The organism is Kocuria himachalensis, from assembly GCF_054784195.1.
In genome coordinates this window covers 140,936-152,043 of the sequence record NZ_BAAGPL010000009.1, presented here as the reverse complement: position 1 = coordinate 152,043, position 11,108 = coordinate 140,936, and the positions used below count along the sequence as shown (strand labels likewise).

Here is an 11,108-nt window from a genome sequence, read left to right as displayed (position 1 = left end):
ACGGCGTCGCCCACTCCGCCGACCGCTCGCTGACCTGCGACGGTGCCCCCCGCCGCGCGCAGGGCGACCCGATGCTCGCTCTCTGCCCGTGCCCCTCCACACCTGTGGACAACTTTCTCCACCCCCTGTGCACCCGAAGGGCGGGCGCCGCGGCGGTCGATCACTAGAGTAGGTGTGTGCACATGCGAATTGCTCCCGTCCGTGCGCCACGTCCGTCCGCCCCGGGCGCCGACCCGACCGGGGAGCGGAGGACACGATGCTGAAGGGCACCACGACGTTCCGGCTGGTGGACACCGCCCTGGTCTCGGCGGATCCCGCGCTGGTGGAGCGCTTCCTGCTCGACCCCGGCTGCCTGCGCCGCTGGAACCCCATCCCGGAGCGCAACTACCAGGTCAGCACGGCCGTGCTGCAGCTCGGCACGTCGATCGAGTCCACGGTCCGCGTGGGGCCCCTCCACTTCTCCTTCGTCAACATCGTCTCCGACCACGTCCCGGGCCGGCGCCTGGGGATGCGCACCACCAAGGGCGTGGTGGATCTGCTGGTGACCATCACCTGGGAACAGGTGGAGGGGGGCACCCGGATCGAGAAGGTCGTGGACGGGCGGTTCACGGAGTCCAAGGCCTGGCTCTGGCACCTGCTCGAACCGGCCGCCCGCCGGAGCGCCCGGCACGCTCTCGAGACGCTCAGGCGGATGATCGAGACGGGCGACTACGAGTTCACGGCCCCCTCCCAGCTGACCCCCCACCCGCCCCGCTGCCCGCTCGAGAGCCCGCCCGACTTCTTCTGAGTCCCCGGCGCGGCCCGCCCGGGAGCGCACCGTACGCTGGTGGCGGAACCTCCTTGACCCCTGCTCGCGCGCGGGACGAGGGTGGAACCACACGACAGCAATCGAAAGGACTCTCCTATGGCCGAGAAGTACACCCTTCCCGATCTCCCCTACGACTACGCGGCGCTCGAGCCCCACATCTCCGCGAAGATCATGGAGCTGCACCACGACAAGCACCACGCCACCTACGTGGCCGGTGCGAACACCGCCCTCGAGAAGATGGCGGAGGCCCGCGCGAACGGTGACGGCGCCGCGGCGGCCAAGCTGTCCAAGGACCTGCAGTTCAACCTCGGTGGCCACGTGAATCACTCGGTGTTCTGGCAGAACCTCTCCCCGGAGGGCGGCGACAAGCCGACCGGTGAGCTCGCTGCGGCCATCGACGACCACTTCGGGTCCTTCGACGCCTTCCGCGACCACTTCACCGCCGCGGCCACCACGATCCAGGGCTCCGGCTGGGCGATCCTGGCCTACGAGCCCATCGGCGGCAACCTGGTCATCGAGCAGATGTACGACCAGCAGAACGGCGTGCCGGTCGCCACGATCCCGCTGCTCCAGCTGGACATGTGGGAGCACGCGTTCTACCTCGACTACCAGAACGTCAAGGCGGACTACGTCAAGGCCTTCTGGAACATCGTGAACTGGGCCGACGTCCAGGAGCGCTTCGAGAAGGCGCGCACCGGGGGCCGGTCCATCATCTGATCCCCGCCCCGCACCGTCGGCGCCGCGCGCGTGCGACCCCGCGAGCAGAGCCCCCGGACCACACGGTCCGGGGGCTCTGTGCAGTGCGGGGCTCCATGCTGTGCGGGGCTCTGTGCCGCCCGGGGCCCCGCGCCGTCCGGGTCCGGAGCACCGCGGAGGTCCCGGGGCGTCATCCGGGCCGGGACGGGGATCCCGCCGTGGGGCACAATGGCCGGGACCCTGTTCGCACTCGACGACGAGAGCACGAGGACCCCGCATGAGCGACGAGAACCTCCAGCCCGGCCCGATTCCGCACGAGGAGATCCTCCGCGCCCACGAGGGCGGGAAGCTCTCCGTGGTCACGAGGTCCCCGCTGGCCACCCGCCGGGACCTGTCCATCGCCTACACCCCCGGGGTCGCCGAGGTCTCCCGGGCCGTCCACCAGGACCCCGCGATGGCGGCCACCCACACCTGGGCCGGTCGGCTCGTGGCCGTGGTCTCCGACGGCTCCGCCGTGCTGGGCCTGGGTGACATCGGCCCGGCCGCCTCGCTGCCGGTGATGGAGGGCAAGGCCGCCCTGTTCAAGACCTTCGCGGACCTGGACTCCATCCCGATCGTGCTGGCCACCCAGGACGTCGAGGAGATCGTGCGCACCGTGAAGCTGCTGCGCCCGTCCTTCGGGGCCGTGAACCTCGAGGACATCGCCGCCCCGCGCTGCTTCGAGATCGAGGCGAGGCTGATCGAGGAGCTGGACGTCCCGGTGATGCACGACGACCAGCACGGCACCGCCGTGGTTGTCCTGGCTGCCCTGCTCAACGCCGCGCAGGTGGTGGGCAAGGACCTGGCCGGGCTCAAGGTCGTGATCGCCGGGGCCGGTGCGGCCGGGATCGCGATCACCGAGATCCTGCTGGCCCAGGGCATCGATGATGTGGTGCTGATGGATTCGCGGGGCATCGTCTCGAGGGAGCGCGACGACCTGAACGCGATCAAGGCCGGCTACGCCGCGCGCACCAACCCGCGCGGGCTGATCGGGGGTGCCAAGGACGCCCTGGAGGGCGCGGACGTGTTCGTGGGCGTGTCGGGCGGGACGGTTCCGGAGGAGTACCTCACCGAGCTGGCGGACGAGGCGATCGTGTTCGCCCTGGCCAACCCGGATCCGGAGATCATGCCCGACGTCGCCGCCCGCCACGCCTCGGTGGTGGCCACGGGGCGCAGCGATTTCCCGAACCAGATCAACAACGTGCTGGCCTTCCCGGGCATCTTCCGCGGCGCCCTGGACGCCGGCGCGCGGCGGATCACCCCGGTCATGAAGCTGGAGGCCGCCCGGGCGATCGCGGCGATCGCCGCCGCGGACGGTCTGACCGCGGACCACATCGTGCCCTCCGTCCTGGACCCGAGGGTGGCCCCGGCCGTGGCGGAGGCCGTGGCGGCCTGCGCACGGGCCGAGACTGCCGTCTGACCCTGTCCGCACCCCCGGAGCCGTGCGGGCCCGGGTGACCACGGAATTCCATGGTCACCCGGGCCGTCACGGGTCAGGAGGCAGCGCGCTCAGGCGTAGAAGCGGTTGAGGAAGGTCGCGACGACGGCGGGCCGCTCCTCGCCCTCGATCTCGATGGTGCCGTCGGCCACGAGGTGCAGGCCGTTGCCCTTGACCTCCTGCACGTCGGTGATGGTCACGGTCATGCGGATCCGCGAGCCGACCTTGACGGGAGAGGTGAAGCGGACCTTGTCGAGGCCGTAGTTGACCTTGGTCCGCACGCCGGTGACGTCGAAGAGCTCGGACCACATCGGGATGAGCAGGGACAGGGTCAGGAAGCCGTGGGCGATCGGGGCGCCGAAGGGCCCCTCCTTGGCGCGCTCGGGGTCCACATGGATCCACTGGTGGTCGTCGGTGGCCTCGGCGAAGGTGTTCACCTGGTCCTGGGTGATCTCCCGCCAGGCGGAGTGCCCGAGGTTCTTGCCGACAAGGTTCTTGACCTCGTCGAAGGCGACCACGGTCTGGGGCTGGGTCTGTGCGTCGGTCATGGCGTGTCCTTACGTCGTGGTGGTTCGGGTGGCGTCGGGCGAGCGGCTCAGACGAACGCGCTCCGGCCGGTGATCGACCGGCCCACCACGAGCGCGTTGATCTCGTGGGTGCCCTCGTAGGAGTAGACGGCCTCGGCGTCGGCGTGGAAGCGGGCGACGTCGTGGGCCAGGGTGATGCCGTTGCCGCCGACCAGCTCGCGGGCCAGCGCCACGGTCTCGCGCATGCGCAGGCTGATCCACATCTTCGCCAGGGCGGAGTCCTCGTCCCGGTAGACGCCGTCCTGCTGCCGCTCGGCGAGTCCGGCGACCATGGTCAGGGACGCGGTGACGTTGCCGAGCATGCGGGCCAGCTTCTCCTGCACGAGCTGGAAGCTGCCGATCGGGCGGCCGAACTGCTCGCGCTCCCGCACGTAGCGCAGCGCGGCCTCGTAGGCGCCGGCCTGGAGGCCGGTGGCGATCCAGGCGACGTCGGAGCGCATGGCGCGCAGCATCGCGGCCACGTCCTTGAACGAGTTCACGTTCCCCAGCCGCATCGACTCGGGCACCCGCGCCCCGTCAAGGTGGATGTCGGCGTTTTGCATCATCCGCAGGGACGTCTTGCCGTGGATCTTCTCCAGTCGCACGCCCGGGGCCTGCCGGTCCACGAGGAAGCCCTTGACCTGCCCGTCGGCCTCGTCGCGGGCGAAGACGGCGAGGAGGTCGGCGGTGAAGGCGCCGCCGATCCAGCGCTTGGCGCCGGTCAGGACCCACTCGTCGCCCTCGCGCCGGGCCGTGGTGGCGAGCCCGCCGGCGATGTCGGAGCCGTGATCGGGCTCGGTCAGGCAGAACACCCCGGTCATCTCGAAGGACGTGATCCCGGGGTCCCACGCGGCGAACTGCTCCGGAGTGCCGCCCACCCGGCAGGCCGTGCGGAACAGCCCGGCCTGGGCGGTGTAGGACGTCGCGATCGAGGCGTCGGTGCGGGCGAGTTCGAAGATCCGGAACCCGTGGTACAGGGAGCGGGGCTGCGCGCCGCCGGCCGTGAGCTCGGGCGGGGTCATGAGGTCGAGGCCGTGCAGGGAGGGGGCGACCTGGTAGGGGAACTCCCCGGCCTCCCAGTACTCGGCCAGCAGGGGCCGCACCTCGTCCTGGAGCACCCGGCGCAGCCGACGCAGGGGGGCCTTCTCGGCCTCGGTCAGTCTCTCCTCGATCCCGTACGGGTCGCAGTCGGGGTAGAGGCGCTCGGCGTCCGTGCTCACGGCCGTGCTCCGTCCAGGCCGAGCAGGCGCACGGCGTTGTCCTTGAGGATCTTGGGGCGGACCTCGTCCGTGAAGGACTGCTCCTCGAAGGCGCTCAGCCACTTCTGCGGGGTGATCAGCGGGTAGTCGGTGCCGAAGAGCACCTTGTCCTGGAGCATCCGGTTGGAGGCCTTCACCAGCGACTCGGGGAAGTACTTGGGCGACCAGCCCGAGAGGTCGATCCAGACGTTGGCCTTGTGGGTGGCGATGGAGTTGGCCTCCTCCTGCCACGGCACCGAGGGGTGGGCCATGATGACCTGCAGCTCGGGGAAGTCCGCGGCCACCGCGTCCAGCAGCAGCGGGTTGGAGTAGCCCAGCTTGATCCCGCCCCCACCGGGCAACCCGGCGCCCATGCCGTTCTGCCCGGTGTGGAACAAGGCCGGCACGCCCAGGGCCTGGATCGCCGCATACAGCGGGTAGAACCGCTCGTGGGAGGGGTCGAAGCCCTGCAGGGACGGGTGGAACTTGAAGCCCTTGACGCCGTGCTCCTCGACGAGCATGCGCGCCCGCTCCACCGCCGCGGGGCCCTGGAGCGGGTCCACGGAGCCGAAGGGGATGAGCACGTCGTTGTTGCGGGCCGCGCCGGCGGCGATCTCCTCGATGGAGTTCGGCTCGTGGCCCAGGGCCGTGGTCGCGTCGACGGTGAAGACGACGGCGGCCATCCGCCACTGCCGGTAGCGCTCGGCGATGGTGTCCAGGGACGGGGAGCGGTCCTCGGACTTGAAGTACTTGGCCGAGGCCTCGGTCAGTGCTGCGGGCAGGGACGGGTGCCCGTGGTCGGAGCACTCGATGTGCACGTGCATGTCGATCGCGTCCACCGACGCGAGGTCGAGGCCGTATTCGTAGCGCACAGTGGTCCTCCTAGGACTGCTGGGTCGCGGACTCGGGCGCAAGCTCGGCCGGCAGCGGGGGCAGGGTCTCGCCGACCGGCTGGAGATTGCCCTCGAGGATCGCGGGGAGCTGCTCGCGCAGCGCCTGGAAGGTCCAGCCGCCGTCGCGGTACTCGGTGACCACGGGGCGCGGGTGGGAGAAGACCTGGAGGCGGTCCCCGCCGGCGCCGATGGCCTGGCCGGTGACGCCCGCGGCGTCGTCGGAGGCGAGCCAGGCGATCAGGCCGGCGACGTCGGCGGCGCCGCCGAAGCCGAGGTCCTTGCGGAAGAACTCGGGCATGGGCTCGCCGGCCCGGTCGGCCTGCACGGCGGAGGCGAAGTAGGGGATGGTCTCGGTCATGGCGGTGGCCGCCACGGGGATGACGGCGTTGGCGGTGACGCCGGCCTTCTTCATCTCCAGCGCCCAGGTGCGGACCATGCCCACGATCCCGGCCTTCGCCGCGGCGTAGTTGGTCTGGCCGAAGTTGCCGTACTGGCCGGTGGGGGAGCCGATGGTGATGATCCGCCCGGGGACCCCGTTGTCCTTGAAGTACCGGTAGGCCTCACGGGCGCAGGTGAAGGTGCCGCGCAGGTGCACCTGGATGACCAGGTCGAAGTCCTCGTCGGGCATCTTCAGGATCGACTTGTCGCGCAGCACCCCGGCGTTGGTCACCAGGACGTCGAGACGGCCGAAGGCCTCCACGGCCCCGGTCACGAGCGCGGTGGCGGTCTCGGTGGAGCCCACCGGCGCCACCACGGCCACGGCCTGCCCGCCGGTCTCGGTGATGGAGGCGACGGCGGTCTCGGCGATGGCCTGGTCGACGTCGTTGATCACCACGGCGGCGCCCTGGCGGGCGAGCTCCTGGGCGTAGGCCAGGCCCAGGCCCTGCCCGGAGCCGGTGACGACGGCGACCTTGCCGGTCAGGGGGGCGGTGCTCGCGGGTGCGGTGCTGTCCTGTGCCATGGAGTGGCTCCTTCGCTGGGGATCGGGCGGTGGGGATCGGGCGGTGGATCTCCGCCCGAGAACGGGCGGACGGGGTGACGCCCGTCACTGCTTCGGTTTCGTCCCCATTCCACCGCTATTCGTTGAAAATGTCAATGGTTAAGAACCTCCATCTATGCTGGAGGCACGGATTCCGTAGACTTGGGGTCCCCGGCCCCAGGAGAGACGCCATGACCATGCCCACCGATCCGTCCGCCGGCCTCGAGCGCCTCCTCGAGGCCGAGCTGACGACGGAGCCGGTCTTCCTGATGGCCCGCGCCGCCTCGACGGGCTCCTCCGCGGCCAACAGGAAGCTGGCGCAGCTGGAGCTGAAGGTGCGCCACTACTCGGTCCTGGCGCTGGCCTGCGGCGAGGAGCAGCTGACCCAGCGCGAGCTCAGCCAGTTCCTGGTGCTGGACCCCAGTCAGATCGTGGCCATCCTCGACGACCTGGAGCGGCGCGGCGCGGTGGAGCGCCGGACCGACCCGCGGGACCGCCGCTCGAAGATCATCGCCCCCACTGCGGACGGCCGGAAGCTGTACGCCCAGGCCAGGGTCCTGGTGGAGGACTCCACCGCGGAGTCGCTGTCCCCGCTCTCCCCGGCGGAGCGCGAGGAGCTGTCCCGGCTGCTGAAGAAAGTGGCCTTCTGACGGCAGGTGCACCCGGACGCTCGCAGGCCCCCCTGACGGATCAGGGGGGCCTGCGAGCGTCCGGGGCCGCGGTGCCGGTGGCGGCCCTGGCCCGGGTCAGTGCTCGTGGTTCTCCAGGTCGAAGTCCTTGGACTCGCGGGTGAGCAGGATGAACACCGCGCTGACCACCGCCATCCCCGCCAGGTACCAGACCACGGGGGCGATGGCCTGCCCTGAGGACGCGTAGATCGAGGCCAGGATCGTGGGGGTGAAGCCCGCCCCGATCAGGGTGGCGAACTGGTAGCCCAGTGAGGCGCCGGTGTAGCGCGACGACGTGCCGAACTGCTCGGCGATGAAGGCCGCCAGCGGCCCGTAGATCGCGGCGTGGCAGGCCAGCCCGATGGTGAAGGTCGCGAAGATCAGCAGCACGTTGCCGGTGGCCAGCCACGAGAACATCGGGAAAATGAGGGCGATGAACAGCGCCAGCCCGACGACCATGACCGGGCGCCGGCCCAGCTGGTCGGACAGGCGTCCCATCCCGACCACGAAGAACACGCTGAGCACGGAGGCGAGGGCGAAGGCGTAGAGGACCGGCTGCCGGTCGGCGCCGCGCTCGACCGCGTAGGCGACCGCGAAGGTGGCCAGGAAGACCTGCAGGGCGAACCCGGAGGCTCCCGCCAGCATCGTGAAGATCAGGGCGCGGGGGCGGCGCAGCACCTCGACGATCGGCACCTTGCGCCTGGCGGTGGGGCCCTCCGCGGCCTCCTTGGCCAGGGCGGCCCGGAAGATCGGGCTCTCGGACACCTGGGAGCGCACGAAGACGCCCACGGCCAGCAGCAGGACGGACAGCAGGAACGGGACGCGCCAGCCCCACGAGAGGAACTGCTCCTCGGGCATGGCGGCGAACAGGCCCAGGACGAAGGTGCCCACTGCGGCGCCGGTCGGGGCGCCGGCGTTGGTGAAGGACGCGGCGAACCCGCGCTTTCCCTTCGCGGAGTGCTCCAGGGCCATCAGCGCGGCTCCGCCCCACTCGCCGCCCACGGCGATGCCCTGGCACACCCGCAGGACGATCAGGACGACCGCCCCCCAGGAGCCGATGACGGCGGCGCTGGGGATGAGGCCGATGAGCGTCGAGGCGATGCCCATGATCAGCATCGAGATGATGAGCATCTTCTTGCGGCCCAGGCGGTCGCCGAAGTGGCCGAAGACCGCTCCGCCCAGCGGGCGGGCCAGGTAGCCGGCGGCGAAGGTGCCGTACGCGGCGATCGTGCCGGCCAGCGGATCGAGGTCGGTGAAGAACACGTACGGGAAGACCAGGGCGGAGGCCGAGGCGTAGAGCAGGAAGTCGTAGAACTCGATGGTGGAGCCGAGGTAGCTCGAGAAGATGACCTTGCGCGCCTCTTTGTTCCTGGCGCGGGCGTCCAGGGACGCCAGGGTGTCGGGTGCTGCTGACATGTCGGTTCCTTGCTCTGGGGCGGAAAGAGTGGGCGCGGCGCCGGGCTCGGGCGCCGGTGCGGTGGACGGGCCGGCCCCAGTCCTCGGGTGCGTCGTGACGAGCATGTGGGCCGGATCACAGTGCGACCATTGGAACAGCAATCAATTGAGGAAGTCAACAATTGAAAGCATGTCCTAAGTGGGGAGGTGTCGTGGGCTCCGGTGTGCGCACGGGTCTGGACAATGTGACCCAGCTCTCTCTACGCTGGAGAGCAAATAGTGGACGTTTTCAACTATTGACTTTGACGACTGCTTGAGGAGACGATCGCATGCGCAATCAGGGACTGGGATCCTGGCTCGTCCGGAGGCTCGAGAAGTCCGGGCCGAGGACGGCCGTGATCCACGGCGAGCGCACGCTGACCTACCGGGAGCTGCACGACCGGTCCCGGCGCCTGGCGACTGCCCTCTCCGCCCGCGGCGTGGGTCCCGGGGACCGCGTGGCCTTCCTCGGGGAAAACAGCCCGGCCTTCCTCGAGACGATGTTCGCGGCGGGCACGCTCGGCGCGGTCCTCGTCCCGCTCAACACGCGCCTGGCCGTCCCCGAGATCCGCTACCAGCTCGAGGACGCGGACGTCTCGGTGCTGATCCACGACGCCGCCCTGACGGGACTGGCCGCCCCCGCCGCCCGGGAGCTGACGCACGTGCTCCGCTGGGTCGTGGCCGAGGAGGACGTGGACGGGGTCCCCGCCCTCGAGACGGTGATCGCGGCGGCCGCGCCCTGGATGGAGGACGTCCCGGTGGACCTGGACGACCTCGCCGTGATCCTCTACACCTCCGGGACCACCGGGCGGCCCAAGGGCGCCTGCCTGACCCACGGCAACTTCACCTGGAACTGCTTCAACGTCCTGGTCGACTACGACGTGGCGGCCGACGACGTCGCGCTCATGATCTCGCCGATGTTCCACGTGGCCTCCCTCGGGATGGGGGTGCTGCCGACGCTGCTCAAGGGCGCCACGCTGGTGCTCGAGTCCAAAATCGTGCCCGGCCGGGTGCTGGAGCTCATCGAGCGGCACCGCGTCACCTGGCTGTCGGGGGTGCCGACCACCTACCAGTTGCTGTGCGAGCACCCGGACTGGGACGCCACGGACCTGTCCTCCCTGCGCAAGCTCACCTGTGGCGGCTCCGCGGTGCCCCTGCGGGTCCTGGACGCCTACGAGAACCGGGGGCTGGCCTTCACCGCCAGCTACGGCATGACGGAGACCTCCCCGGGGGCCACCAACCTGCCCGCGGCCAAGTCGCGCGAGAAGGCGGGCTCCTCCGGGCTGCCGCACTTCTTCTCCGACGTGCGGATCGTGGACGCGGCGGGGGAGCCCGCAGGGCCCGGCGAGACGGGGGAGATCCTGCTCTCGGGGCCCAACGTCATCCGGGAGTACTGGAACCGCCCCGACGCGGCGGCCTCCTTCGAGGGGGAGTGGTTCCACTCCGGGGACCTGGGCTACCTCGACGAGGACGGCTACCTGTTCGTCTCGGACCGGATCAAGGACATGATCATCTCCGGCGGGGAGAACATCTATCCGGCCGAGGTCGAGGCGGCCATCCTGGAGCTGCCGGAGGTGGCCGCCGTGGCGGTCATCGGCGTGCCCGACGAGAAGTGGGGCGAGGTGCCGCACGCCGTCGTCGTCCCCCGGGAGGGCCGGGAGCTCACCGCGGGCACGATCCAGGAGCACCTGGCCGGGCGGCTGGCCCGCTACAAGGTGCCCAAGACGCTCAGCCTCGTGGGCGAGATGCCCCGCACCGCGTCCGGCAAGATCCGCAAGAACGTCCTGCGCGAGCAGGCCGCCGGCTGAGGCGCGGAACCCGTCGCGCGATCCGCATGACGTCCCGCCGGCCCGGACGCGTGCCGCCGGACTGGACGCACCCACGCCTTTCATCAGCCTCCCCAGCACGGCCTGATGGCCGGACGCCTGTCGGGGGACAGGAGGAACTGGGGGAGCCCGAGTGGGGAAGAGACTGCTGGTCCGCGTGATGGCGGCCGCGACGGACGCCTCCGTCGGGCTGACGGCGCCGGCCGCGGCGGACGACGACGGCCCGGGCGGAGCTGGGCGCCGCCGCGCAGCGGAGCTCCGTGACGGGTGCGGTCACGGGCTTCGAGCTGCAGGGCTTCGCCGAGGACGCGGTGTCCGTTTCCGTGGTCGAGGGCCCCGACCTCGACGCCTGCCCCGGGAGCGAGGGCGAGGCCTGGTCGAGGGTGCCGCGGTCCACCGAGCGGGCGCAGTCGCACGAGGGGCCTGCTCTGGAGGTGGTCCACGAGGGTGTGGCACACCGGGTGCCCACCGAGCGGAATGCCGCGGCCTGAGGGCCGCACTGCGCGGCGCGGCATGTGTCGTC

11 protein-coding genes are annotated in these 11,108 nt (G+C 70.8%); 6 read left to right on the top strand and 5 right to left on the bottom strand.

Annotated elements, in window-relative coordinates; genetic code table 11:
• Positions 1–256: 256 nt before the first annotated feature.
• The 3 genes from ACYVM4_RS07510 (at position 257) to ACYVM4_RS07500 (ending at position 2,963) form a co-directional block, all read left to right on the top strand.
• Positions 257–787: an SRPBCC family protein gene (locus ACYVM4_RS07510; RefSeq protein WP_368821518.1), complete on the top strand. Its 531-nt coding sequence runs from the start codon at positions 257–259 to the stop codon at positions 785–787.
• A gap of 117 nt (positions 788–904) precedes the next feature.
• Positions 905–1,525 carry a superoxide dismutase gene (locus ACYVM4_RS07505; RefSeq protein ID WP_368821519.1) on the top strand — a complete coding sequence of 207 codons (621 nt, stop codon included), beginning with the start codon at positions 905–907 and terminating at the stop codon, positions 1,523–1,525.
• Between the two features lie 256 nt (positions 1,526–1,781).
• Positions 1,782–2,963, top strand: coding sequence for an NAD(P)-dependent malic enzyme (locus ACYVM4_RS07500; RefSeq protein ID WP_460668127.1), 1,182 nt, complete (start codon positions 1,782–1,784; stop codon positions 2,961–2,963).
• A gap of 89 nt (positions 2,964–3,052) precedes the next feature.
• Here ACYVM4_RS07500 and ACYVM4_RS07495 read toward each other — a convergent pair whose 3' ends face one another.
• From ACYVM4_RS07495 to ACYVM4_RS07480, 4 genes are read right to left on the bottom strand one after another with little or no spacing between them, the layout of a single operon-like run.
• A complete protein-coding gene (locus ACYVM4_RS07495; protein WP_460668126.1) occupies positions 3,053–3,529 on the bottom strand; it encodes a MaoC family dehydratase in 477 nt (158 codons plus the stop codon).
• Between the two features lie 47 nt (positions 3,530–3,576).
• Complete coding sequence (locus ACYVM4_RS07490) at positions 3,577–4,767, bottom strand: acyl-CoA dehydrogenase family protein (RefSeq protein ID WP_460668125.1); 1,191 nt, start codon at positions 4,765–4,767, stop codon at positions 3,577–3,579.
• Positions 4,764–5,609 (bottom strand): amidohydrolase family protein, encoded by an 846-nt coding sequence (locus ACYVM4_RS07485; protein WP_460668183.1) that lies wholly within the window; start codon positions 5,607–5,609, stop codon positions 4,764–4,766. The genes ACYVM4_RS07490 and ACYVM4_RS07485 overlap by 4 nt, the downstream gene beginning before the upstream one ends.
• A 58-nt stretch (positions 5,610–5,667) precedes the next feature.
• Positions 5,668–6,639, bottom strand: coding sequence for an SDR family NAD(P)-dependent oxidoreductase (locus tag ACYVM4_RS07480; protein WP_460668124.1), 972 nt, complete (start codon positions 6,637–6,639; stop codon positions 5,668–5,670).
• 209 nt (positions 6,640–6,848) lie between these two features.
• Between ACYVM4_RS07480 and ACYVM4_RS07475 the strand changes: the two genes are divergently transcribed.
• Positions 6,849–7,307, top strand: a complete 459-nt coding sequence (locus ACYVM4_RS07475; RefSeq protein WP_460668123.1) for a MarR family winged helix-turn-helix transcriptional regulator — start codon at positions 6,849–6,851, stop codon at positions 7,305–7,307.
• 96 nt (positions 7,308–7,403) lie between these two features.
• Here ACYVM4_RS07475 and ACYVM4_RS07470 read toward each other — a convergent pair whose 3' ends face one another.
• A complete protein-coding gene (locus ACYVM4_RS07470) occupies positions 7,404–8,741 on the bottom strand; it encodes an MFS transporter (protein ID WP_460668122.1) in 1,338 nt (445 codons plus the stop codon).
• A 308-nt stretch (positions 8,742–9,049) separates the two neighbouring features.
• Here ACYVM4_RS07470 and ACYVM4_RS07465 point away from each other — a divergent pair, with 308 nt between their 5' ends.
• Together ACYVM4_RS07465 and ACYVM4_RS07460 are read left to right on the top strand one after the other, a co-directional pair.
• Complete coding sequence (locus ACYVM4_RS07465) at positions 9,050–10,567, top strand: acyl-CoA synthetase (protein ID WP_460668121.1); 1,518 nt, start codon at positions 9,050–9,052, stop codon at positions 10,565–10,567.
• Between the two features lie 278 nt (positions 10,568–10,845).
• Entirely contained in the window at positions 10,846–11,076 is a 231-nt protein-coding gene (locus tag ACYVM4_RS07460) for a hypothetical protein (protein WP_368821528.1), read from the top strand.
• Positions 11,077–11,108 lie beyond the last annotated feature (32 nt).

What these genes read in the sequence shown, in the direction of transcription:
- ACYVM4_RS07465 (WP_460668121.1), top strand. Translation starts at nt 9,050, where the DNA reads ATGCGCAATCAGGGACTGGGATCCTGGCTCGTCCGGAGGCTCGAGAAG.
- ACYVM4_RS07510 (WP_368821518.1), top strand. Translation starts at nt 257, where the DNA reads ATGCTGAAGGGCACCACGACGTTCCGGCTGGTGGACACCGCCCTGGTC.
- ACYVM4_RS07500 (WP_460668127.1), top strand. Translation starts at nt 1,782, where the DNA reads ATGAGCGACGAGAACCTCCAGCCCGGCCCGATTCCGCACGAGGAGATC.
- ACYVM4_RS07485 (WP_460668183.1), bottom strand. Translation starts at nt 5,609, where the DNA reads ATGCACGTGCACATCGAGTGCTCCGACCACGGGCACCCGTCCCTGCCC.
- ACYVM4_RS07505 (WP_368821519.1), top strand. Translation starts at nt 905, where the DNA reads ATGGCCGAGAAGTACACCCTTCCCGATCTCCCCTACGACTACGCGGCG.
- ACYVM4_RS07475 (WP_460668123.1), top strand. Translation starts at nt 6,849, where the DNA reads ATGACCATGCCCACCGATCCGTCCGCCGGCCTCGAGCGCCTCCTCGAG.
- ACYVM4_RS07470 (WP_460668122.1), bottom strand. Translation starts at nt 8,741, where the DNA reads ATGTCAGCAGCACCCGACACCCTGGCGTCCCTGGACGCCCGCGCCAGG.
- ACYVM4_RS07495 (WP_460668126.1), bottom strand. Translation starts at nt 3,529, where the DNA reads ATGACCGACGCACAGACCCAGCCCCAGACCGTGGTCGCCTTCGACGAG.
- ACYVM4_RS07480 (WP_460668124.1), bottom strand. Translation starts at nt 6,639, where the DNA reads ATGGCACAGGACAGCACCGCACCCGCGAGCACCGCCCCCCTGACCGGC.